The organism is Sphingosinicella sp. YJ22, from assembly GCF_011320075.1.
Taxonomy (GTDB): domain Bacteria; phylum Pseudomonadota; class Alphaproteobacteria; order Sphingomonadales; family Sphingomonadaceae; genus Allosphingosinicella.
In genome coordinates, this window is the sequence record NZ_JAANPA010000022.1 from 25,232 (window position 1) to 47,860 (window position 22,629).

Sequence of the window (22,629 nt, forward strand, 5' to 3'; positions counted from 1 at the left end):
GCCGTTCTGTTTTCCGATTCAGTTCGAGTTCGAACCTGAAACTTCTTCAATCACGAGCCCAAGTTCAGAGCGCCTGGCCGCTATTCTCGACTACACCTTCCGCGACGCGGAGTGGTTCCACCTCGGGGTGAGCGTGCCCCGCTTGGAAGAGAATGCAGGATTGGCGAGGCAACGCGCCGAAGCCGTGATACGGGTGCTCTCCAGGCACGGCATTCGCGCAGATCGCATCCAAGTCCGAGTGTTCGAGCAGGACTACCCGGGCGCAGGCTTTTCACGGATGATCCCCCCTGACGATGTGGCTCGCGTGAGGGCGGCAGAGGCCAGAGGCGTGAGGTTCTGCTAACTCCTTCGCATCCACTTTCCACCCGTTCCGGACACCCTCCGAGAGGTCAGATCGCTTCGTCCGTGGCGGCGTCGGTCGCCGGTTCCGCACCTTCCAGGGTCCGGGCGCGCTGGAGCTGGAGGGCGACCAGCGACGCGAGACAGGCCCAAGCGGCGCCGACGCTCCAGCCGGCCATGACGTCGGTCGGCCAGTGAACCCCGAGATAGGCGCGCGAGAAACCGACCAGCAACGTCACGACGATCGCGCCCGCCATCAGGAACAGCCGCACGCGCCAGCTGCGCTCGGCTCGGGCGAGCAGGGCCGCGAGGGTCAGGTAGACCATCGCCGAGTTCATCGCATGGCCGCTCGGAAAGCTCGCCGAGCTCACCTCGACGAGATGCGGCACGACGTCGGGCCGCTCCCGAACGAAGCCGTATTTGAGCAACGTGTTGAGGATCGCGCCGCCGGCGATGGCGATCGAAAGGAACAGCGCCATGGCCGCCTTGCGCCGGGCAAGCAGATAGCCGGCCGCGAGCAGGGTGATCAGGGTCAGAACCGCGCCGCCGCCGAGAGCGGTGAAATCGACCATGGCCTCGCGCAGCCAGCCGGGACCGATCGGCACGCCAGGGTCCGCGGCCGTGCGCAGGTGGACCAGAAGCCAGCGGTCGAACGCCAGCGTGTCGCCCTCCACCATCTCCGAGGCAAGCTTGCCGAAGGCGAGCAGCGCCGGAACGAGGACGAGGAAGACGAGCAGGATCCGGCTGTCGATCCGCCGAAGCCAGGGCATTCGCTCGATCAGTGACGCCATCTTTTCCTCAGGCTGGTTGGGAACCCTCCCCGAAACTCCGGCCGGGGGATTTTGAGCCGTTGGCGTGCGCATTCAACCCGCTGCGGACATTAGCGCACGGCCTGCTCGATCTTGGGAAGCATGTCCGGCGTGACTCTGGCCTCGATCGCCGGGAGGGGCCGTCCGCCGCGCTCGCCGTTCGTCTCGATGTCGCGGATCAGCGCCTTCATCTCGGCAATCTCGCGAACCTGGCTGCGAATGATCTGGTCAGCGAGTTCACGAACCCGAGGGTCGCTGATGCTCGCCTTTCGAGCGTTGTTGATGGCGACCGAATGGTGCGGGATCATCGCTCTCATGAAGGCGGTGTCATCGACGAGGGCCTGGGAGCGGTTTGTCGCCAGCAACGCCATGGCCGCCACGGCAGCCGCGGCCAGAACGGCGACCTTGGTGCGTTGCCCCTCGTACATCTTCCACATGAAGCCGAGCATAACGACCGTCATGACGGCGCCCATGATCAGTGCGGAGAGAAGCCGGTTGAGACTGAACGTCAGGTGCTCGGCGGAATAGACCAAGTGGTACATCAGAAAGAACATGATGACCGTTGATGCCGCGATCATGGCGGCGAAGCGCCCCCAGCTCATCTTCATATGATCTTGCTGCTCCACGGCTCGTCTCCGTTCGTGGTGAGATGAGGTTAACCGCTCGCCGGGGCGCAAGTTTCGACCGACCAAGCGTCCGCTTTCCACCCATTGCGGACATCGGCCGGCCCGCCCTAACAGCTCCGTCGTGGACATTGCCCTGATCGCCATCGTCGCCGCGCTCGCTTCGGCGCTGACGCTCTATTCCGGCTTTGGCCTGGAGACGATCCTGCTGCCCGCCTTCGCCTTGTTCTTCCCGGCTCCGGTGGCGGTTGCGGCGACCGGCGTCGTCCACCTCCTCAACAATCTCTTCAAGGGCACGCTGCTGGGCAAGCGTGCCGACTGGCCGGTGGTGCTGCGCTTCGGCCTTCCCGCCATCCCCGCGGCGATCGCCGGGGCGTGGCTGCTCGCGCTTCTCGGCGACACCGCGCGCCTGTTCGAGTGGACCACCCAGGGCCGGACCTTCGGCCCGACCGGCGCCGGGCTGGCGATCGGCCTGCTCATGATCCTGTTCGCGGGCCTCGAGCTGCAACGCTGGTTCCAGCAATTGAAGGCGCCGGCCCGGCTCATGCCCGTCGGCGGGGTGATCACCGGCTTCTTCGGCGGCCTGACCGCACAGCAGGGCGCGTTCAGATCCATCTTCCTGCTGCGCTCGGGACTTACCGCCGAGCGCTTCATCGCCACGGGGGTGATGATCGCGATCCTCGTCGACCTGTCGCGGCTCGCGACCTACGCGGCATCGTTCACGGCGGCCGGACTGGAGCCGGCGGGCCGCGAGGGACTGCTCGTGACCGTGGCCACGCTTTCCGCCTTCGCCGGGGCCTATGTGGCCACGCGCCACCTCGAAAAGGTCACGATCGGAACGGTCCGCTACAGCGTTGCCGGGCTGATGCTGGTGATCGGCGCCGCCCTGGCGCTGGGAGTCATCGGCTGACCGGGGAGATCAGCCGGTCAGCGCGCGCGGTCGTCGAGCTCCCTGACGAGCTTGCGCGGCGCCTGGGCGCGGTAGCTTTCCTCGACCCATTCCTTGAGCTGGTCGAGGGGCGGGATGGCGTCCTCAGCCGGAGCGAGGCTGACCCAGCCGCTCTTGCCGAGGCCGTAGCCGGTCGGCGTGGCGTAAGGCAGGTCGAGGACCGCGGCGCCGGTATAGGGAAGCTTCACCGACAGCGAGAACGGCTGGCCCGCCTTCGGCAGATAGGCGAAGGTCTTGTCCTTGACCGCAAGATCGTCATGCTCGGGCCAGGGCGCCTTGGAATGGGCGCCGGGGAGCGCGAGGCCCCAGGCGCGCAGCTCCGCGAGGATCGCATCCGACTTCGCGCCCACTTTCATCCTCCGCTTGGAACCGATCGGCGATCGCGTCACTAGGGCAGGATGAGCCAAGCCGCCAGCTACCGCCCCGAACGCGCCATCGTCGAGCTCGGCGACGAATTTTACGACAAGGTCGAGCCCGCCGACTTCCCGCAGGCGGTCCTGCGGTTCCGCAACGACCGCGCGGCGGCGGAAGTGGGGCTCGAAGGGCTGAGCGACGAGGCGTGGGTGCGGCATTTCGCGCGGTTCGAGGCGCTTCCGGGCAATCTCGAGGACAAGCTGGCGCTGCGTTACCACGGCCACCAGTTCCGGGTGTACAATCCGGACCTTGGCGACGGGCGCGGCTTCCTGTTCGCGCAAATGCGCGACGAAGGCGGCCGGCTGATGGACCTCGGCACCAAGGGCTCGGGGCAGACCCCGTGGAGCCGCTTCGGCGATGGCCGGCTGACGCTGAAGGGCGGCGTTCGAGAGATCCTGGCGACCGAGATGCTGGAGGCGCTCGGCGTCGAGACCAGCCGCACGTTCAGCCTGATCGAGACCGGCGAGGCGCTTCACCGCGGCGACGAGCCCTCGCCCACCCGCTCGGCGGTGATGGTGCGGCTGAGCCACGGCCATATCCGCATCGGCACGTTCCAGCGACTCGCTTTTCTCGGCCAGGCCGACAACATGGCGAAGCTGACCGACTATTGCCTGCGCCATTATTACGGGGAGGCGGGCGGCGCGGACGCGCCGGCGCGGCTTCTCGGCCATGTTGCGCGGCGGACGGCACGGCTCGCCGCCTCCTATGTCGCCGCGGGCTTCGTCCATGGCGTCCTCAACAGCGACAATATCAACATCACCGCGGAGAGCTTCGACTACGGGCCGTGGCGGTGGACGCCCTATTGGGACGGCGGCTTCACCGCGGCCTATTTCGACGAGGCCGGGCTCTACTCCTTCGGGCGGCAGCCGGAGGCGATCCACTGGGACGTGGTGCAGCTCTACGGCGCGCTCGGCCTGATCGCCGACGAGGAGACGCTTCGGGCGGCGGTGGAGGCCTTCCCCGACCATTTCAACGAGGCGCTTCGGGCGGCGATCTTCCGGCGGCTCGGAATCGTGCCGGGGGATCTGGAGGCCGACCTGGAGACGATCGTCGCGATCCAGACGGCGATGGTCGAGGGATCGGTGGAGATCGACCGCTTCTTCTTCGACTGGCGCGGCGGGCGTCGGCGCGCGCCCTCCCCTGCCGACGCGGCCTATGAGGGTGAGGCCTTCGCGGCGCTCGCCGGGCAACTGAGCGCCTATGAGGCCGCACCGGGCGCGCTGGACCACGACTATTGGTCGGACGACGCGCCTTGCTCGATGCACATCGACGAGGTCGAGGCGATCTGGGCGCGGATCGCCGAGGCCGACGACTGGTCGGCACTCGAGGCCAAGGTCGCCGCCGTCCGCCGCATGGGCGAAGCATATCGCCGAGTCCCATTGGAGACCGCCTGACCTCTCCCCTCCTTGACGTCAAACCGCCGAACATGCTCTCGGGGCGCAGGAGAAAAATGGGAATGGCGGGAAGCCTCACTTCATTCGAGCCGGCGACCGGCGCCGAGCTGTGGACCGGGACGGAAGGCGACGTCGACGCTGCGGTCGCCGCGGCGCGCGCCGCGTGGCCGGCCTGGGCGGCCAGGCCGCTCGCGGTGCGCATCGAGACGATGCGGCGCTTCGCCAACGCCGCGCGCGGCAAGCTGGACGACTTCGCCGACCTGCTCGCGCGCGAGACCGGCAAGCCGCTGTGGGAAGCACGGACCGAGGCCGAGGCGGTGATCAACAAGGTCGACATTTCGGTGTCGGCCTATGCCGAGCGGACGTCGCAGCGGCGGCTGGAAGGCGCGCTCGGCTCAAAGGTCGCGGTCCGCCACAAGCCGCACGGCGTGCTGGCGGTGCTCGGCCCGTACAATTTTCCCGCGCATTTGCCGAACGGCCACATCGTCCCGGCGCTGATCGCCGGCAACGCCGTCGTGTTCAAACCGAGCGAGAAGACCCCGGCGGTCGGCGAGTTCCTGACACGTCTCTATCATGAGGCGGGCGTGCCAGAGGACGTCGTCCAGTGCGTTCAGGGTGGGCCGGAGGTCGGCAAGGCGCTGGCCTCAAATCTCGACATCGACGGGCTCTTGTTCACCGGCTCGGCGCGCGCCGGGCTCGCCTTGCACCGTCAGTTCGCCGAGACTCCGACCCGGATTCTCGCGCTGGAGATGGGCGGCAACAATCCGCTGGTGGTGTGGGATGCGAGCGACATCGCCGCCGCCGCGACCATCGCGGTCCAGTCGGCCTTCATGTCGGCGGGGCAGCGCTGCACGGCGGCGCGGCGGCTGATCGTCAAGGACGGCGCGCACGAGCCGCTGGTCGAGGCGATCGCCAAGCTCGCCGACCGGATCGTGGTCGACCATCCCCACGCGACCCCGGCGCCGTTCATGGGGCCGGTGATCGACAATGGAGCCGCCGACCAGCTTCAGGACGCGTTCCTCGAATTGAGCGGGCGCGGCGGGCGGGTCATCCGGCGCCTCGACCGGCCGAACGAGGACCTGCCCTTCCTCACCCCGGCGATCATCGACGTCACCGAGGTCGAGCTTCGGCCCGACGCGGAGCTGTTCGGGCCGGTGCTCCAGGTGATCCGGGTGCCGGATTTCGAGAGCGCGCTCGCCGAGGCCAACGCGACCCGCTACGGCCTCGCCGCCTCGCTCGTCGGGGGAAGCCCGGAGCTTTACGACCGCTTCTGGGCCAATGTCCGGGCGGGCGTTATCAACTGGAACAAGCCGACCAACGGCGCGCCTTCGAACGCGCCGTTCGGCGGCATCGGCCTGTCCGGCAACCACCGGCCGAGCGCCTATTACGCCGCCGATTATTGCGCCTATCCGGTGACCAGCTCCGAAGGCGAAAGCGCGCGGGCGTCGATCGGGGTGGGCCTCAGGGACCCCAACGAAATCGAGGGGTGAGGACTAAATCCTCCCTGTGAAGCGGAGCTTCATGGGGAGGGGGACCGCTCGCGAAGCGAGTGGTGGAGGGGCTGTTCGAGGCTCACGCCAAGCCCCTCCACCGCCTTCGGCGGTCCCCCTCCCCATCGCCTTCGGCGACAGGGAGGATTTTCGAGACTACCCCCGCTCGCCGGATCGGCGCGGAGCCTCCTCGTCGTCGACGAGGCGTTTGGTGGCGTAGATATATTCGAGCGCGATTCGGCGGGCGCTTTCCCGCAGGTTGGCCGCGGCCGAGTGGCCGCCGTCGATATTCTCGTAATAATAATAAGGCTGGCCGAGCTGGTTGAGCCGGGCCGCGGCGCGGCGGCCGTGGCCCGGATGGACCCGGTCGTCCTTGGTCGAGGTGAGGATGAACGGCGTCGGGTAGGTCACGCCCGGCTGCAGGCGCTGGTAGGGCGAATAAGCCTCGATCCAGGCGCGCTGCTCGGGGATGCGCGGGTCGCCATATTCGCCGATCCAGGACGCTCCGGCGCTCATCGTGTGATAGCGCAACATGTCGAACAGCGGCACCTGTACGATCGCGGCGTTGAACAGCTCCGGCCGCTGGGTGATCGCGGTTCCGACGAGGAGCCCGCCCTGGCTCCCGCCGACCACGCCCAAGTGGCGCGGCGAGGTGATCCGGCGGCGGATGAGGTCCTCGGCGACCGCGATATAGTCGTCCCAGGTGCGCTGCTTGTTCGCCCCTTGCGCGGTCTGGTGCCATTCGGGGCCGAACTCGCCGCCGCCGCGCAAATTGGCGACGACATAGGCGTTGCCCTGCTCGAGCCACAGCGCCCCCATCGTGCCGGAGTAGGACGGCACCTGGCTGACCTGAAAGCCGCCATAGCCATAGAGCAAGGTCGGCGTTGAGCCGTCCATCGGCATGTTGCGCGGGCGGACGACGAAATAGGGCACGCGCGTGCCGTCGCGCGACACGGCCTCGTGCTGCTCGACGATGTGGTTGGCCGAGTTGAAGCGCGCGGGGGTGGTCTTGATCGTCTCGATCCGTCCGCTGGCGCCGTCATAATGCCACAGCGTGTTCGGCGTCAGGTAATCGGCGACGCTGAACATCGCCTGGTCCGACTGGTCGTCGGCGGCGGCGATGCCGATCGTGGCGTTGGCCGGAAGCGCGATCGGCCGCGAGGTCCAGCGGCCATCGTCGAAGTTCATCGCGACGGCGCGGCCGCGGACATTGTCGAGGACGGTGACGAGCAGCGAATCGCGGGTGATGGCGAGGCCGCTCAGGGTCTGGCGGTCGGCCGGCGCCCACACCAGGCTCGGGCGCGCAGCGTTGGGATCGCGCTTCCACTCGTCGAGATCGTAGCTGACGATGGCGTCGGCGGGGAAACGGGTGCCGTGGCTCTCCCACGCCTCGTCGGAATGGACGAGCAGTCGGCCGTCGACGATGCCGGCCGGGTTGGCCTTGGGCGGCAGGTTGAGCTTCACCAGGCGGTCGCCGACGCGGACGTGATATTCGCCGTTGAAGAAGTCGACGCCGCGACGGAAGCCGATTGCGTGGACTCGGCCCGCGGCGTCGCGGAGCACGACCGGGCCGGCCTGGACGTCTTGGGCGGTGCCGCGATAGACCTCCTCGGCCTGGTCGAGGCTCTGGCCGCGGCGTAGCTGCTTGACCACGAAGGGATAGCCCGACGCGGTCATCGTGCCCGGACCCCACTCGCGGGCGACGAGGATGGTGTCGCGGTCGACCCAGGTGGCGCTCTGCTTGCCGACCGGCAGTCGGAAACCGCCCGGGACGAACTGCTTCGTCGTCGTGTCGAACTCGCGGATCTCGACCGCGTCGCGGCCGCCGTCGGAGAGGGTGACGAGGCAGCGGGTCTCCTCGGGCGGGAGGCACTGGGCGCCGCGATAGACCCAGTTGGCGTTCTCGGCCGCGCTCAGCGCGTCGATGTCGAGGATCGTCTCCCATTGGGGAGTGGCGGTGCGGTAGCTCTCCATCGTGGTGCGGCGCCAGATGCCGCGGACGTGGTTCTCGTCCTGCCAGAAATTGTGGAGGCCGTCGGGACGGAAGCTGACGCTCGGAATGCGGTCGCGAGCCTGAAGAATCTGAAGCGCGCGGTCGTGCATCTGCTGGTAGCGCGGGTCGGACGTCAGCGCTCCCAGGGTGCGCTCATTCTCGGCGCGCGCCCAAGCGAGCGCGCGCGCGCCCTCGATCTCGTCGAGATAGGAGAACTCGTAATCCTCGGCCGCGGCGCCGTTCGGCGCGGCCTGGTTCGATTGAGCATTCACTGCCGAAGTCACCGTCAAAGCCGCCACCGCACAGCCCAAGAACGCCTTTCTGCCAACCATGTCGCCCCTCCGTTTCGTTGTCGGGGCAGAGGGGTAACGACGCTGTGTGACGGTGGCAATACGGCTAGCCGCGCTGCTCCGGCAGATAGTGGCTGTCGGCGAGATCGCTGAACTTGGTGATGCGTGCGTCGAACTTGAGCTTCACCTTGCCGGTCGAGCCGTGGCGCTGCTTGCCGACGATGACCTCGGCCTGGCCGTAGACCTCGGCCATGTGCTTCTGCCAATCGTGATAGGTTTCCTGCGACTTGGCGTCCTCGGCGCCGTCGCGCGGCTCCTTCATCGCGACATAATATTCCTCGCGATAGACGAACATGACGATGTCGGCGTCCTGCTCGATCGAGCCGGATTCGCGAAGGTCGGAGAGCTGGGGGCGCTTGTCCTCGCGATTCTCGACCTGACGGCTGAGCTGCGACAGCGCCATCACCGGTACGTGGAGCTCCTTGGCGAGCGTCTTAAGGCCACGGCTGATCTCGGAGATTTCCTGGACCCGGTTCTGGTCGCCGCCGCCCTTGCCGGTGCCGGTGAGCAGTTGGAGATAGTCGACGATGATCAGGCCGATGCCGCGCTGGCGCTTCAGTCGCCGCGCGCGGGTGCGCAAAGCGGCGATGGTGAGGCCGGGCGTGTCGTCGATGTACAGCGGAAGGTCGTGGAGCGCCGCCGACGCGCGGGCGAGGTTGCGGAAATCCTGCTGGCTGATCTTGCCCATGCGCAACGCCTCGGAGCTGATCTCCGACTGCTCGGCGAGGATTCGGGTGGCGAGTTGGTCGGCCGACATTTCGAGGCTGAAGAAGGCGACCGGAGCGCCGGTGCGCTGTCCCTCGGCCACGCCTTCGGCGATCTCCTCGACATAGCGGCGCGCGGTGTTGAACGCGATGTTGGTGGCCAGCGAGGTCTTGCCCATGCCGGGGCGGCCGGCGAGGATCATGAGATCCGAATTGTGCATTCCGCCGGTCTTGGCGTTCAAGGCCTGAATGCCGGTGGTGAGGCCGGAGAGGCTGCCGCCCGACTTCAGCGCCTTCTCGGCCATCTTCACCGCCTCGACCGCGGCGCTGGCGAAGCTCTTCACGCCATTCTCGGTGCCGCCCTCCTCGGCGACCCGGTAGAGCGCGGCCTCGGCCTCCTCGATCTGCTTCCTCGGCTCGACCTCGTCGCTGGTGTCGAGCGCGCGCTCGACCATCGAGCGCCCGACCCCGACCAGGGCGCGAAGCTGGGCGAGGTCGTAGATCTGCTCGGCGAAATCCTTGGCGCCGATGATCGGCGCGGCGCTGCCGGTGAGCTGGGCGAGATAGGCCGGGCCGCCGAGTTCCTTCATCTCCTCGTCCGCCTCGAAGATCGGGCGCAGAGTGACCGGAGTCGCCAGCATGTTCTTGTCGATGAGGCGGCGGATCTGCTCGAAGATCCGGCCGTGAAGCGGCTCGTAGAAATGGTCCGCGCGAAGCTTGAGCGCGATGTCCTCGATGAGGCGGTTATCGATCATCAGGGCGCCGAGTAGCGCGCCTTCCGCCTCGACGTTGTGGGGCAGGATGGGGGCGCCGCCCTGGGGCGGCTCGACAAGCGTCAGACTGGCAAGCATGGCGCTACTTAAGCTGACAGACTCAACCGGCTCAAGCCCATGGCAGGCGACGGGCGTGGACCAACTTGTGGATGTTTCATGTAAGCTCCGATGCGGCGGCTCCGAGCCGAATGTTCACCAATGTTCCCGGTGGCCAAGGGCGTTTCGCGGACTGCGATTCCGGGCGATTTCAAAGAACCTGGCGGGCGACCGACCGACTCGACCCCTATGGAACATTAGCAGAACGAATGCCTGTAGGAAAGGCGATGCGCCGGCGGGGCTGGCAAGCTCATGCTGCACCCGCTAACTGCACTCCATGGGCGAGCCCCGCATCATCGCGATCGACCTCGACGAACGATCGATCCTCCGGCGCAATCCGGACATCGAGCAGGAGCGGCGGGTGGCGATGTTCGACCTGCTCGAAGGCAACCATTTCGACGTCGCCGGGCAAGAGGGGCCGTTTCGAGTCAAGCTGCGCGTCGAGGAAGGCCGGCTCGCCATCGACCTCGCAGATGATGGAGAGAAGCCGCTCGACACGATCCGCCTCGGCCTCGGCCGCTTCCGCCGGCCGATCCGCGAATATTTCCATATCTGCGACGCCTATTTCAAAGCGGTGCGATCGGGCGATCCCAAGGGCATCGAGACGATCGACATGGCGCGACGCGGAATCCACAACGAGTCGGCCGAGCTGCTCAAGGACTGCCTCGCCGAGCGCGACGTGGAGGTCGATTTCGACACCGCCCGGCGGCTGTTCACTCTGATCTGCGTGCTCCACATCAAGGCGTCGGTGACGGCGATTGACTCGCACGCGCCCAGCCACGCATCCAGTGCGGGATGAGGACGCGCCTTTCCCTCCTTTCTCTCCTCCTGCTCGCGGCGTGCGCGACCCCGCCCCGGCCTTACGCCCCGGTCGACAATGTCCGCTACTCGGCGATCGGCACCGATCCCTTCTGGATGGTGACCATAGGCGACGACCGGATCGTCCTGCGCCTCGGCCAGGAGGGGCAGGAGGCACGCGACATCGTCTATCCGCGCACGCTGCCGGTCACCCAGGGCGACCTCACCCGCTGGCAGTCGGGCGACGGCACCCAGGTGATCACCGTCGAGGCGCGGCGGATGACCGCGGCCTGCGAACGGAGCGGGCGCCGATATGAGGACCATGTCCGGGTCATGCTGAGCGGCCGAATGCTCGACGGCTGCGGCGGCCGCCTGCTGCGATAGTCCGCTGAAGTGAGCGAGGATGACCAGGCCGTCATGGTGCGAAACCTGCTCGCGGACCTGCCCCTGGCCGGCGCGGAGGAGAGTTTCAGTCCGATCCTCGAGCGGAGGGGGCTTCGGATCGAGCGCATCGTCTCTCACGGGCACGCCACGCCGGCCGACCGGCCCTATCAGCAGGCCGAAGACGAGTGGGTGATGGTGGTGGCGGGCGCGGCGCGACTGTGGCTCGACGGGACGGGAGAGGTCGAGCTTGGGCGCGGAGACCATCTGCTGATCCCGTCCGGGCTTCGCCATCGCGTCACCTAGACGACACCGGCTGAGCCGACGGTCTGGCTCGCCGTGCATATCACTTCCTGAGGCCGCTAGTTTTGACCACTGGCCAAAGGGCTGTCCTTCCTTCTAACCACAGCCGAAGAAAGGCGGGGCTTCGACAGGCTCAGCCTGAACGGTTGAGAGGTAGCTGAGTGATACTTTCCGACGCATCCATTCGCGAGCGCGCCCAGAACGAGGGCATGATCGAGCCGTTCGTCGAGGCGCAGCGGCGGGAGGGCTGCATCAGCTACGGCCTGTCCTCCTACGGCTATGACGCGCGGGTGGCGGACGAGTTCAAGATCTTCACCAATGTCGACAGCGCCACCGTCGACCCCAAGGACTTCGCCGCGAACAGCTTCGTCGACCGCCAGACCGACGTGTGCATCATCCCGCCCAACAGCTTCGCTCTGGCGCGGACGGTCGAATATTTCCGAATCCCGCGCGACCTGCTCGTCATCTGCCTCGGCAAGTCGACCTATGCGCGCTGCGGGATCATCGTGAACGTGACTCCGCTCGAGCCGGGCTGGGAAGGCCATGTCACGCTGGAGTTCAGCAACACCACCCCCCTGCCCGCCAAGGTCTACGCCAACGAAGGCGCCTGCCAGTTCCTGTTCCTGCAGGGCGACCGGCCGTGCGAGACGAGCTACGCCGACCGCTCCGGCAAATATATGGGCCAGCGCGGAGTGACCCTGCCGAAGTTGTAGAGACTAGCGTAGCGAAGATCAGAAATGGAGAACAAGGTTCCGTTTGATCTCTTGCGGTAGCATTACTTCCCCGATAGCCTCCCGGGAGCGGAGGTTTCGGCATGAGCGAAATCGTACCACCCGTCACTCGACTGAGCCGGGAGACGCAGCAGGGCCCGGAAGAGGGCGCCGCGCTTGCGGTCTCCGGCGGCGGATACCGCGCGATGACCTTCCACCTCGGCGCGTTCCTGCGGCTGCACGAGCTTGGCATCCTGCCGCAGCTGAAGCGCATCTCCAGCGTGTCGGGGGGCTCGATCACCGCGGCCAAGATCGCGCTCGAGTGGGACAAGGTCAGGACCCGGGACGACTTCTTCGAGCATGTCGTGCGGCCGATCCGCACCCTTGCGGGCACCACAGTCGACGCCCCCTCGGTCCTCGGCGGGGTGCTGTTTCCGGGATCCGTCGCCGACCGCGTGTCGCGGGCCTATGCCCGCCACCTGTTCGGGACCGCGACGCTTCAGGACCTCCCCGACGAGCCGCGCTTCGTCATCAACGCGACCAATATCGAGACCTGCTCGCTGTTCCGCTTCTCCAAGCCCTACATGGCCGACTGGCGGCTGGGGCTGGTGCGGAACCCGACGGTCAGCCTCGCCGCCGCGGTGACCGCCTCCTCCGCCTTCCCGCCGGTGCTGTCGCCCTCGGTCCTTCACGCCGACCGGGAGGATTTCGAGCAGGTTCCCGACGGCTTGAATGACCCGCGCCTGTTCGAGGAGATCTCGCTAACCGACGGCGGGGTCTACGACAATCTCGGGCTCGAGACGGTGTGGAAGAACTATACGACCGTGCTGGTATCGGACGCCGGCGCCAGGAACGCGTTAGACCCGACACCGGCAGCCGACTGGCCGCGCCACGCCAAGCGGGTGCTGGACATCATCCACGAGCAGGTCAGCAACATCCGCAAGCGGCAGGTGATCGCCTCATACCAGGCGCCGGCGAGCGACGTGAACCATCGCACGGGGGCCTATTGGGGGATCCGCACCGACATCGCCCATTATGAGCTCGGCGACGCCTGGCCGGTCCCGCATGCCCGCTCGTTGGCGATCGCGGAGACACCAACCCGGCTCAAGCGCCTGTCGGCCGACCTTCAGGAGCGGCTGATCAACTGGGGCTATGCGGTCTGCGACGCCGCAATCCGCAAGCATTGGCCGCCCGCCGGCGCACAAACCCCGGACCAGCTCCCCTATCCGGGTACCGGCATCTGAGCGGCGCTCCGCTCAGCCGATGCGGGTGCGCCGGCCGTCGATGCTGAACGCACCCGGGCCGGCGAAAAAGATGTACAGGAACACGAAGCAGTAGAGCGCGGCGAGCTCGCCCTGGTTGACGATCGGGTAGATGCTCTGCGCCGCGTGGGCGTAAAAATAGGCGACCGCGGTGAAACCCGCCGCGACGAAGGCAGCCGGGCGGGTGAACAGCCCGAGCAGGAGCAGGATCCCGGTCACCATCTCGATCACCCCGGCGACTCCGAGCAGGCTGGCGAGCGGCTGAAGCCCAGGTTGGGCGCCTTCCGGGAAGCCGAACAGCTTCACCAGCCCATGCTGGAGGAACATCAGGGCGGCGACGATACGGAGCACCCCGAGCGCCTGCGGGGCATAGCGCGCGAAAAAGTCGACGGGAATGACGGCCTCCCTAGATTGATCTGGCCTCTATTGATGTGGGTTACGTAGCGGAAAGGATTCCGCTCGGCTAGCGGCGGCGGCCTTGGTGGCGGATGTTCGAGGGGCGGCCGCGGCGGCCCTGGACGCGCTCGCGCTGGCCGTCTCGCTGGCCGTCGCGGACCGGGCGGCGGCGCTCGCGGGGGCCCGACGAGGGCTGGTCGGGGAGCTCGAAGCGGAGCGAGCCGCTGACCGGATCGGCCTCGGCGAGACGGAGCTTGAGGCGCATTCCGGGCTCGAAGGTCTCGCCGCTGTCCTCGCCGACCAGGGTCTGGGCGCCCTCGTCATAGCGGAAATATTCGCGGCCGAGAGTCGCCGCGGGCACGAGGCCGTCGCCGCCGAGGCCCTCGACGGTGGCGAAGAAGCCGAACGGCTGGACTCCGGTGATCCGGCAATCGACGAGCGCGCCGACCTGCTCGGACAGATAGGCGGCGACGTAACGGTCCATCGTCTCGCGCTCGGCCTGCATGGCGCGGCGCTCGAGCTGCGAAATGAGTTCGCCGGTGACGTCCATCGCCGCTTCTTCCTGGTCGGTGAGCTGGGTCGCCCTGCCCTCCGGCTCCAGCCTGTAGGCGCGGACCAGGGCGCGGTGGACGACGAGGTCGGCATAGCGGCGGATCGGCGAGGTGAAGTGGGCGTAGGAACCGAGCGCGAGGCCGAAATGGCCGTGATTCTCGGGGCCGTAATAGGCCTGGGTCTGGGTGCGCAGGATCTGCTCCATCACCTGCGGGCGGAAGTCCGCCTCGCCGACGCGCTCGATGATTCGGTTGAAGGTGCCCGGACGGATGACCTGGCCGAGCGCGAACTCGATCTCGAAAGTCTTGAGATATTCCTTGAGGGCGACGAGCTTCTCGCGGCTCGGCGGCTCGTGGACTCGGTACATGACCGACGTCTTCTTCGCCTCGAGCGCCTTGGCCGCGGCGACATTGGCCGCGATCATATAGTCCTCGATGAGCTTGTGGGCGTCGAGCCGCTCGCGCGGGGCGACCGAGGTGATGCGTCCCTTCTCGTCGAGCATGACACGGCGCTCGGGCAGGTCGAGCTCGAGCGGCCCGCGCTTGGTGCGCGCCGCGTACATCGCGCGCCAGCAGTCCCACAAAGGCTTGAGGGTGCTATCGACGATCTCCGGGGCGACCGGCGGGGCGGTCTCGATCTCCGGCATCGAGCAAGGGGAGGAAGCGACCTCGATCCGCTCGCCTGCTTCGGCGGCGTCGATCGCGGCCTGGGCGTCCTCGTAGGCGATGTTGGCGTGGATGCGGACCCGGGCGCGGGTGAAGCGCCAGGACTTGAGCTGGCCGTCCTTGCTCACCTGGAGGTGGCAGACCATCGCGGCGCGGTCCTCGCCTTCCTTCAGCGAGCAGACCTCGGCCGAGAGGATCTCGGGCAGCATCGGGACGACTCGATCGGGGAAATAGACGCTGTTGCCGCGCTTGCGGGCCTCCCTGTCGAGCTGCGAGCCGGGGCGGACGTAGAAGCTGACGTCGGCGATGGCGACGATCGCCTTCCAGCCTCCGGCGTTGGCGGGATCGTCGTCGGGCGTCGCCCAGACCGCATCGTCATGGTCGCGCGCGTCGGCCGGGTCGATCGCGACGATCGGGATATGGGTGAGGTCCTCGCGCTCGCCGAGCGGGAGCTCCGACACGCGTTCCGCCTCGGCCAGCACCTCGTCGGGGAATTCGTGCGGGATGCCGTGCTTGTGGATGGCGATAAGGCTGAAGCTGCGCGGGGCGAAGGGGTCGCCAAGGATGGCGTCGACCCGGGCGCCGATGCGCGGCGGGCGGCCGGTCTTCTCGGCGAGGACGAGGTCGCCGGGCTGGGCGTGGCCGAGGTCGGTAATCGGAAGCTCACGGCGCTCCTTCTTCTCGACCGGGCGGAGCCAGTGGTTGTCGCCTTCCTTATGGACGACGCCGAGAACGAGCTCGCTGCCTTTCAGCAGCTTCTTCATCGGGTGAGCGACCCAATGGTCGCCGCGGTCCTCGGTGCGCGACAGGATTCGGTCGCCGACGCCGAGCGCGGTCGCGCCCCGGCCCCGCCGCTCGAGGACGCGGAGGCGCGGCGCCTCGCCCTCCCCTTCCCAGCGCTCCGGAACCGCCATGGCGCGGCCGGCATCGTCGATGTTGATGACTCGAAGAACGGTGACCTTGGGGACGCCGCCCATGCGATGGAAGGCGCGGCCCGGACCGGCGTCGATCAGCCCCTCGTCGCCCATGTCCTTGAGGAGCTTCTTGAGCGCGATCTTGTCGGGCCCCTTGAGGCCGAACGCCTTGGCGATCTCGCGCTTGCCCGCGGCCTGGTCCGAGGTCTGGATGAACTCCATGACCTGCTCGCGGGTGGGCAGCTCGCCCTTCTTGGGTTTCTTGGCCATGTGCAGCCTAACGCGTCACCCTGAACTTGTTTCAGGGTCCATTCTTTCACCCGAGCCGCGGCGCGCGCTTGAGAATGGACCCTGAAACAAGTTCAGCATGACGAAGAGGTGGGTCACTGCCGTGCCGGAGCGGGCGGCGGCGGGGTGTAGGGGCGGAACGCGCCGCCCGGCAGTGCCGATGCGACCGGGCTTTCGGAGCCGTCGGCAGCGACCGAGGAGACGCCGAATGTCCAGTCGTCGACGCGGACGTGGGGCAGCCTGATCGAAAAGCTCCACCGCTCCGCCTCGGCGCGCGGATCGGCTTCACCAATCACAACACCGGCCGCATGGATACCGCGAAAATTAGGTACGCCAGGCCCGGTGCGGATGCTGTGCTCCCATTGCGGTGCATTGGTGCGCCGCCACCGAACAACGTAGTGGCCGTTCCCGAGAGTGGCACCCACCACCCCCCGCCAAGTGATTGTTGTATCTGTAGACACCGCCCCCTCCACCGTTGGCTCCGGCGGCATCGGAGCGCGAGCGAGCGCGGCGAGCGCGGCGACATTCAATGCCGTCACCTTGCGCAGATAGGGGAAATCCATTTCGTCGACAGTGTCGCCGTAAACGGTGCCGTTCTCGGTGCGGAGGTCCTGGTGCTGGTGGTCGTAATCCTCGACCGCGACCGACAGGCGCACGGCGGGGAAGCCGGCGTTTAGGAACTCGGTATGATCGCCGCCGCGGCCGAAGCGGTCGTTGCGCCAGATTTGCCGCACGTCGAGGCCGAGGCCGAGATCGCCCGCGAGGTCGGCGAGATAGCGGGAGAGGTTGCGCGACGGGCTGTCATTCTCGCCGCCCTGGCTGCGCACCTGGCCGCGAATCTCGACCCCGCCCTGCCAGCGCAGACCCTCCGAGAAGACCCGGACGTTCGACGAGTCGCACACGCCGTCTGAGCCGCAGCTGTTGCCGATGATGTCGTTGTTGAGGTTGGCCTCGACCTGCCAGCCCTGCTCGCGGGCATAATTGGCGAGGATCCGGCCGCCGTGGAGGCCCTGCTCCTCGCCGGACAGCACCGCATAGACGATGGTGGCGGGGAAGCGATGGCGCGAGAGGACGCGCGCCGCCTCAATCACCGCGGCGGTGCCGGAGCCGTCGTCATTGGCGCCGGGCGCGTCGGCGGTGGCGTTCATCACGTCGGTGACGCGGCTGTCGATATGGCCGGTGATGATGACGACCCGGTTGGGATCGGTGGTGCCGCGCTGGATCGCGACGACGTTCCAGATCCGGGTCGGGTTGGGGACTCGTGGCGGGCGGGTGACGATCTCCTCGGGCTTGGCGATGGTCAGGCAGTTGCCGCAGGCGCGGGAGATTCGGCCGAATTCCTCCTCGGTCCAGCGCATCGCGGCGCCGATGCCGCGGGTCGGATGGTCCTGCGCGGACAAGGTGTGGCGGGTGCCGAAGCCGACAAGCCGCTCGACATATCCGCGAAGGCTGTACTCGCTGACCTCGTCGGCGAGGGCGGTGAGGGTCGCGGGCGGCGGCGGCGGGGCCGGCGCTCGGCGCTGGGCGGTGACGGGAGCGGCGGCGAGGAGGGCGAGGCCCACGAGGAGGAGGCGCTTCATGGCGCGAAGCGATGGACCGGCGCCGCGGCGCTGACAAGTCGTCTGCGATCCTCCCCGGTACGGGGAGGTGGCAGCGCGAAGCGCTGACGGAGGGGGCCCAGAGGCTCGAACGGACGGAGGGCCCCCTCCACCACCGCCTGCGGCGGCGGTCCCCCTCCCCGTTCCGGGGAGGATCGGGTTCGTCGAACGGCGCCTCGCCTTCGTCGAAGCGCGGCGGAGGAAGGCGGACGCATCGGCATCAAGGCGCGATGCGTATCGATCCGATCCTGCTCATCCCTTTCCTGCTGGTGGCTGGCCCGATGTCCGTGACCGTCTCGACGCCGTCCTCCGCCCACCAGGCCGATCACGACCCGGCCGCGGCCTATGCCGAGCTGCTCGCAGCGGAGCGCGCCTTCTCCGCCGCGGCGGAGAACCGCTGCCCTGCCGAGGGCATCGCCGCGATGTTCGACGCCGAGGTGCAGCTGCCGACCCGCGACGGAATCGCCAACGGCCGCGAAGCCGCCATCGCGTCGCTCGCCGCCAACCCGTCGAGCCGGGGCAGCGGCGCGCGCTGGCGATCGATCGGCGGCGGCGTGTCGGCCGACGGCAGCCACGGCTTCACCTTCGGCTATCTCGACATCGCCGGCGGCGACCCGGCCCGCGCCCATCGGCGCTACCTCGCCTACTGGATCCGGCGCCCCGAAGGCTGGCGAGTGCTGGCGCTGCGCCAGCTCGTGCGCCGGCCGGACGAGGCCGAGATCGCGCCGGTCGCGCCGCTGGTCCCCGAGGCCCCGCGCGCGATCGACAGCGGCGACCATGCCGGCGCTGTCGCGACCGCCGAGCGCGCTTTCTCCGACCGCGCCCAGCAGGTCGGCCTTCGCGCCGCCTTCCTCGAATATGGCCATGCCCGCGCCGTCCACGTCGCCACGCCGACCGGCTTCGCGGTCGGCCTCCCCGCGATCGGCGCCAATTTCGACGAGGCGACGACGAGCCCCCTCAACTGGTCCTCGGACCGCACCTGGGCGGCGGCGAGCGGTGACCTCGGCCTGTCGGTTGGCACCATCCGGGCCAACGGCACCCCGCCCGCCGGCCAACCCGCGTCGATCCCCTTCTTCACCATCTGGATCCGCGACTCCGCCACAGGCCAGTGGCGCTATATCGCCGAGTAGATTCCTCGCTCGCCGCTCGCCCTGCCGGCTGGCATTTTGGCGGAGGCGTGATTAGGTGCACCTCGGATCAGGCGCGTGCGCCGCGAGGAGTGAATCATGGGTGTTCAGGAACGAATTTTCGCCAGCGACGAGCAGGCGCAGGCGGCGGCCGAGATCGCGGCCCTGGTCGAGCGCTCGCGCGCGGCTCAGCAGCAGATCGAGCACGCATCGCAGGAACGCGTCGACGAGCTGATCCGCGCGATGGTGTGGTCCGTCGCGCGCCCCGGAGTGGCCGAGGAGATCGCCCAGCTCACCGTCGACGAGACCCAGCTCGGCAATTACGACGGCAAATATCTCAAGATCTTCCGCAAGACCCGCGCGGCGCTGATGGACATCATCGACGACAAGTCGGTCGGCGTGATCGAGGAGATGCCGGAGCGCGAGATCGTCGTCATCGCCAAGCCGGTCGGCGTGATCGGCGCCCTGTCGCCCTCGACCAACCCTGAGGCCACCCCGGTCATCAAGGCGATCAACGCGGTCAAGGGCCGCAACTCGATCATCATCGCGCCGCACCCGCGCGCCAAGCTCACCAACAAGGCGGTCGTCGACAAGATGCGCGAGGCGCTGGAAAAGCTGGGCGCGCCGGCCGACCTCGTCATCGCGATCGAGACGCCGACGCTCGACAAGACCAACGAGCTGATGCGGCAGTGCGACCGGATCCTCGCCACCGGCGGCAATCCGATGGTAAAGGCGGCCTATTCGAGCGGCACCCCGGCGCTCGGCGTGGGCGCGGGCAACGCGGTGATCACCGTCGACGAGACCGCCGACCTAGACGACGCCGCCGAGAAGATCCGCATCTCCAAGACGCTCGACAACGCGGCATCCTGCTCGTCCGACAACAGCGTGGTTCTGGTCGACGCGATCCATGACGAGATGCTCGAGAAGCTGAAGGCCAAGGGCGGCCTCGTCCTCGACGAGGAGCAGAAAGCGAAGCTCCAGGCGGTCCTGTGGGTCGACGGCACGCTCAACGCCAAGGTCGTCGCCCAGCCGGCCGAGACCATCGCCGGAATGGCCGGGTTCGACATTCCCGAGGGCACCAAATTCTTCATCGTGCCCGAGACCGGAACGGGGCCGGACCATCCCTTCTCCGGCGAGAAGCTGACGGTGACGATGACGCTCTACCGGGTGAAGGACATCGACGAGGCGATCGCGCTGACCAACCGGATCCAGGCCTATCAGGGCCAAGGCCACAGCTGCGGCATCTATTCGCGGTCGGACGAGAATATCATGAAGCTGGCCGACGCGACCCGCACCTGCCGGGTGATGGTCAACCAGCCCCAGGCGGCGTCGAACAGCGGAAACCTGTGGAACGGCATGCGCCAGACCTTCTCGCTCGGCTGCGGATCGTGGGGCGGGACGGGCACCAGCAACAACATCAACTGGCGCGACCTCATTAACGAGACCTGGGTGTCGAAGCCGCTCAAGACCCCCAAGGAGCTGCCGAGCGACGAGGAGCTGTTCGGCGACGTGATCGCCAAGCTCGGCTAGCCGATGAACCTCGAGGTGGTCCTGAAGCGGTTCGACTCGCCCGACGAGGTGCGGACGTTTCCCAAGGGCCGCTTCGAGCTGGTCCATCTCGGCGGGATGACGATCGGCCGGGCGACCTATGAGCCCGGCTGGAAATGGTCGGAGGATGTCGGCGCGGCGATGGGCGCGGCGTCCTGCCATGTCGAGCATGTCGGGATGGTCGTATCGGGCGTCGCCACGGCGGCGATGGACGACGGCAATGTGGTGGAGATGAAGCCCGGCGACATCTTCTACGTGCCGCCCGGTCACGACAGCTGGGTGGTCGGCGACGAGCCTTACGTATCGCTCCATTTCCTGGGCGCCGACGACTACGCGGCGAAGGACTGAGCCCAAGCTGTGTCATTCCCGCGAAAGCGGGAATCCAGCTGCCTTCTTCGCGCCCTTTGCGGCTTCGCGTGCGAGATATTTGCACGCGAAGGCGCGAAGACGCTAAGGCGCGGAGGAAGAGATGAAGCTGGATCCCCGCTTTCGCGGGGATGACAGAGAGGCAAGGGTCGCGCTGCACCCCTTCCCTCCCCGCGGGAGGGTGCTTAAGGGAGCCGCCATGAGCCAGTTCGACCTCACCGACGAGCAGCGCCAGATCCAGGAGATGGCGCAGCAATTCACCGCCGACGCGATCACGCCCCATGCGGGCGAATGGGACGAGAAGCACATCTTCCCGCGCGACACGATCCGCTCGGCCGCCGAGCTCGGCTTCGGAAGCATCTACGTGTCGGAGGAGAGCGGCGGGATCGGCCTTGGCCGGCTCGAGGCGGCGCTGATCATGGAGGCGATGGCCTATGGCTGTCCCTCGACCAGCGCGTTCATCTCGATCCACAACATGGCCGCCTGGATGATCGACCGCTTCGGCGCGGCCGCGGTCAAGGAGAAGTATCTCCCCTCGATGGTGACGATGGAGCGGATCGGCTCCTACTGCCTGACCGAGCCGGGCTCGGGCTCGGACGCGGCGGCGCTGAAGACCCGGGCGGTGAAGGACGGCGACCATTATGTCGTCAGCGGCTCCAAGGCGTTCATCTCGGGCGGCGGCGAGAACGAGATCTATGTGACCATGGTCCGCACCGGGGTCGACGGGCCGAAGGGCATTAGCTGCCTCGTCATCGAGAAAGACATGAAGGGCGTCAGCTTCGGCGCCCAGGAGAAGAAGCTCGGCTGGCATTCGCAGCCGACCGCTCAGGTCAATTTCGACGAGGTCCGGGTGCCGGTCGAGAACCTCGTCGGCGGCGAGGGCGAAGGCTTCCGGATCGCGATGATGGGCCTCGACGGCGGCCGGCTCAACATCGGCGCCTGCTCGCTGGGCGGCGCCCAGCGCGCGCTCGACGAGGCGGTGTCCTACACGAAGGAGCGCAAGCAGTTCGGCCAGGCGATCGCCGACTTCCAGAACACCCAGTTCATGCTCGCCGACATGGAGACCGAGCTCCAGGCGTCGCGCACCCTGCTCTACCAGGCGGCGGTCAAGGTCACCGAGAACGCGCCGGACAAGACCCGCTTCGCGGCAATGGCCAAGCGGCTGGCGACCGACACCGGCTCCAGCGTCGTCGACCGCGCGCTGCAGCTCCACGGCGGCTACGGCTATCTTCAGGACTATCCGATCGAGCGTTTCTGGCGCGACCTTCGCGTCCACTCGATCCTGGAAGGCACCAATCAGGTCATGCGAATGATCATCTCGCGGGACATGCTTCGCCAGTGACTCCCTGGGACGAAGCGATGAAGGCGATGCAGCAGGCGCTTGCCCTGCCCGCGGCGCCGAAGAGCCAGCCGTTCGACCCGCTCGCGGTCGCCGCGGCGATGAACGACTTCGCGTTCCGGATGGCGGCGCGGCCGGACGCGGTGGTCAACGCCTCGGCCCAGGCGATGCAGCAATGGGGCGAATTCTGGTTGAAGGCCATGAACCCGGCCGCGGAGCCGCCCAAGAAGCGCGACCGTCGCTTCTCCTCCAAGACCTGGCAGGAGGATCCCTGGTACCGCGCGATCCGCGACGCCTATCTCCTCGCTTCCGACCAGATGCGCTCGGTGGTCGCGCTCGACGAGCATGACGGGCCGAACAAGGCGATGGTCGGCTTCCTTCTGGAAAGCTGGCTGAACGCGGTCGCTCCGACCAATTTCGTGATGACCAACCCGGACGTCGTGGAGCG

General features: G+C 67.7%; 20 protein-coding genes and 1 pseudogene. 13 read left to right on the plus strand and 8 right to left on the minus strand.

The genetic code is table 11. The annotated features are described in order from the left end of the window. Window positions 1-389: 389 nt before the first annotated feature. Window positions 390-1,130: a phosphatase PAP2 family protein gene (locus G7B71_RS09195; protein WP_243406182.1), complete on the minus strand. Its 741-nt coding sequence runs from the start codon at window positions 1,128-1,130 to the stop codon at window positions 390-392. A gap of 89 nt (window positions 1,131-1,219) precedes the next feature. Beyond that, window positions 1,220-1,774, minus strand: coding sequence for a DUF305 domain-containing protein (locus G7B71_RS09200; RefSeq protein ID WP_243406183.1), 555 nt, complete (start codon window positions 1,772-1,774; stop codon window positions 1,220-1,222). Window positions 1,775-1,895: 121 nt separating this feature from the next. Here G7B71_RS09200 and G7B71_RS09205 point away from each other — a divergent pair, with 121 nt between their 5' ends. Then, complete coding sequence (locus G7B71_RS09205) at window positions 1,896-2,681, plus strand: TSUP family transporter (RefSeq protein ID WP_166040111.1); 786 nt, start codon at window positions 1,896-1,898, stop codon at window positions 2,679-2,681. Between the two features lie 17 nt (window positions 2,682-2,698). On the opposite strand, the gene G7B71_RS09210 is transcribed toward G7B71_RS09205, so the two are convergent. After that, the gene (locus G7B71_RS09210; protein ID WP_166040113.1) at window positions 2,699-3,070 is read right to left on the minus strand and encodes an MmcQ/YjbR family DNA-binding protein; all 372 of its coding nucleotides are present in this window, start codon (window positions 3,068-3,070) and stop codon (window positions 2,699-2,701) included. A 48-nt stretch (window positions 3,071-3,118) separates the two neighbouring features. On the opposite strand from G7B71_RS09210, the gene G7B71_RS09215 reads away from it, so the two are divergent. After that, complete coding sequence (locus tag G7B71_RS09215; protein WP_166040115.1) at window positions 3,119-4,528, plus strand: protein adenylyltransferase SelO family protein; 1,410 nt, start codon at window positions 3,119-3,121, stop codon at window positions 4,526-4,528. A 62-nt stretch (window positions 4,529-4,590) separates the two neighbouring features. Beyond that, a complete protein-coding gene (astD, locus tag G7B71_RS09220; RefSeq protein ID WP_166040117.1) occupies window positions 4,591-6,018 on the plus strand; it encodes a succinylglutamate-semialdehyde dehydrogenase in 1,428 nt (475 codons plus the stop codon). A gap of 156 nt (window positions 6,019-6,174) precedes the next feature. On the opposite strand, the gene G7B71_RS09225 is transcribed toward astD, so the two are convergent. Both G7B71_RS09225 and G7B71_RS09230 read right to left on the minus strand, forming a co-directional pair. Next, a complete protein-coding gene (locus G7B71_RS09225) occupies window positions 6,175-8,283 on the minus strand; it encodes a prolyl oligopeptidase family serine peptidase (RefSeq protein WP_207774758.1) in 2,109 nt (702 codons plus the stop codon). A gap of 124 nt (window positions 8,284-8,407) precedes the next feature. Then, a complete protein-coding gene (locus tag G7B71_RS09230; RefSeq protein WP_166040121.1) occupies window positions 8,408-9,916 on the minus strand; it encodes a replicative DNA helicase in 1,509 nt (502 codons plus the stop codon). Window positions 9,917-10,211: 295 nt separating this feature from the next. Between G7B71_RS09230 and G7B71_RS09235 the strand changes: the two genes are divergently transcribed. From G7B71_RS09235 to G7B71_RS09255, 5 genes are all read left to right on the plus strand, one after another. Continuing rightward, complete coding sequence (locus G7B71_RS09235) at window positions 10,212-10,733, plus strand: UPF0262 family protein (protein ID WP_166040122.1); 522 nt, start codon at window positions 10,212-10,214, stop codon at window positions 10,731-10,733. Continuing rightward, window positions 10,730-11,116 carry a hypothetical protein gene (locus tag G7B71_RS09240; RefSeq protein ID WP_166040124.1) on the plus strand — a complete coding sequence of 129 codons (387 nt, stop codon included), beginning with the start codon at window positions 10,730-10,732 and terminating at the stop codon, window positions 11,114-11,116. Before G7B71_RS09235 ends, G7B71_RS09240 begins: the two co-directional genes overlap by 4 nt. 9 nt (window positions 11,117-11,125) lie before the next feature. Next, window positions 11,126-11,419 carry a cupin domain-containing protein gene (locus G7B71_RS09245; protein WP_243406184.1) on the plus strand — a complete coding sequence of 98 codons (294 nt, stop codon included), beginning with the start codon at window positions 11,126-11,128 and terminating at the stop codon, window positions 11,417-11,419. A gap of 158 nt (window positions 11,420-11,577) precedes the next feature. Further along, complete coding sequence (gene dcd, locus G7B71_RS09250) at window positions 11,578-12,129, plus strand: dCTP deaminase (RefSeq protein ID WP_279338400.1); 552 nt, start codon at window positions 11,578-11,580, stop codon at window positions 12,127-12,129. A 101-nt stretch (window positions 12,130-12,230) separates the two neighbouring features. Beyond that, window positions 12,231-13,370: a patatin-like phospholipase family protein gene (locus G7B71_RS09255; protein WP_166040126.1), complete on the plus strand. Its 1,140-nt coding sequence runs from the start codon at window positions 12,231-12,233 to the stop codon at window positions 13,368-13,370. Window positions 13,371-13,382: 12 nt separating this feature from the next. Here the strand turns inward: G7B71_RS09255 and G7B71_RS09260 are convergent, their stop codons facing one another. The 3 genes from G7B71_RS09260 to G7B71_RS09270 form a co-directional block, all read right to left on the minus strand. Further along, window positions 13,383-13,739, minus strand: coding sequence for a DoxX family protein (locus tag G7B71_RS09260; protein WP_279338401.1), 357 nt, complete (start codon window positions 13,737-13,739; stop codon window positions 13,383-13,385). A gap of 112 nt (window positions 13,740-13,851) precedes the next feature. Further along, complete coding sequence (locus G7B71_RS09265) at window positions 13,852-16,185, minus strand: VacB/RNase II family 3'-5' exoribonuclease (protein WP_166040127.1); 2,334 nt, start codon at window positions 16,183-16,185, stop codon at window positions 13,852-13,854. A 113-nt stretch (window positions 16,186-16,298) separates the two neighbouring features. Next, window positions 16,299-17,783 (minus strand): M28 family peptidase, encoded by a 1,485-nt coding sequence (locus G7B71_RS09270; RefSeq protein WP_166040129.1) that lies wholly within the window; start codon window positions 17,781-17,783, stop codon window positions 16,299-16,301. Window positions 17,784-18,031: 248 nt separating this feature from the next. Between G7B71_RS09270 and G7B71_RS09275 the strand changes: the two genes are divergently transcribed. From G7B71_RS09275 to G7B71_RS09295, 5 genes and pseudogenes are all read left to right on the plus strand, one after another. After that, window positions 18,032-18,931 (plus strand): hypothetical protein, encoded by a 900-nt coding sequence (locus G7B71_RS09275; RefSeq protein WP_166040131.1) that lies wholly within the window; start codon window positions 18,032-18,034, stop codon window positions 18,929-18,931. A 96-nt stretch (window positions 18,932-19,027) separates the two neighbouring features. Next, a complete protein-coding gene (locus G7B71_RS09280; RefSeq protein ID WP_166040133.1) occupies window positions 19,028-20,458 on the plus strand; it encodes an aldehyde dehydrogenase family protein in 1,431 nt (476 codons plus the stop codon). 3 nt (window positions 20,459-20,461) lie between these two features. Further along, window positions 20,462-20,824 carry a cupin domain-containing protein gene (locus G7B71_RS09285; RefSeq protein ID WP_166040135.1) on the plus strand — a complete coding sequence of 121 codons (363 nt, stop codon included), beginning with the start codon at window positions 20,462-20,464 and terminating at the stop codon, window positions 20,822-20,824. Window positions 20,825-21,041: 217 nt separating this feature from the next. Then, complete coding sequence (locus tag G7B71_RS09290; protein ID WP_166040137.1) at window positions 21,042-22,184, plus strand: acyl-CoA dehydrogenase family protein; 1,143 nt, start codon at window positions 21,042-21,044, stop codon at window positions 22,182-22,184. Continuing rightward, window positions 22,181-22,629, plus strand: a pseudogene (locus tag G7B71_RS09295) (hypothetical protein); the annotation flags it as partial. The gene G7B71_RS09290 and the pseudogene G7B71_RS09295, both read left to right, overlap by 4 nt.

Bases quoted from the DNA above. Each gene is read 5' to 3' on its own strand.
- G7B71_RS09270 (WP_166040129.1), bottom strand. From the start codon at position 17,783: ATGAAGCGCCTCCTCCTCGTGGGCCTCGCCCTCCTCGCCGCCGCTCCC.
- G7B71_RS09275 (WP_166040131.1), top strand. From the start codon at position 18,032: ATGCGTATCGATCCGATCCTGCTCATCCCTTTCCTGCTGGTGGCTGGC.
- G7B71_RS09280 (WP_166040133.1), top strand. From the start codon at position 19,028: ATGGGTGTTCAGGAACGAATTTTCGCCAGCGACGAGCAGGCGCAGGCG.
- G7B71_RS09255 (WP_166040126.1), top strand. From the start codon at position 12,231: ATGAGCGAAATCGTACCACCCGTCACTCGACTGAGCCGGGAGACGCAG.
- G7B71_RS09235 (WP_166040122.1), top strand. From the start codon at position 10,212: ATGGGCGAGCCCCGCATCATCGCGATCGACCTCGACGAACGATCGATC.
- G7B71_RS09240 (WP_166040124.1), top strand. From the start codon at position 10,730: ATGAGGACGCGCCTTTCCCTCCTTTCTCTCCTCCTGCTCGCGGCGTGC.
- G7B71_RS09290 (WP_166040137.1), top strand. From the start codon at position 21,042: ATGAGCCAGTTCGACCTCACCGACGAGCAGCGCCAGATCCAGGAGATG.
- G7B71_RS09215 (WP_166040115.1), top strand. From the start codon at position 3,119: ATGAGCCAAGCCGCCAGCTACCGCCCCGAACGCGCCATCGTCGAGCTC.
- G7B71_RS09195 (WP_243406182.1), bottom strand. From the start codon at position 1,130: ATGGCGTCACTGATCGAGCGAATGCCCTGGCTTCGGCGGATCGACAGC.
- astD (WP_166040117.1), top strand. From the start codon at position 4,591: ATGGCGGGAAGCCTCACTTCATTCGAGCCGGCGACCGGCGCCGAGCTG.
- G7B71_RS09230 (WP_166040121.1), bottom strand. From the start codon at position 9,916: ATGCTTGCCAGTCTGACGCTTGTCGAGCCGCCCCAGGGCGGCGCCCCC.
- G7B71_RS09265 (WP_166040127.1), bottom strand. From the start codon at position 16,185: ATGGCCAAGAAACCCAAGAAGGGCGAGCTGCCCACCCGCGAGCAGGTC.
- G7B71_RS09285 (WP_166040135.1), top strand. From the start codon at position 20,462: ATGAACCTCGAGGTGGTCCTGAAGCGGTTCGACTCGCCCGACGAGGTG.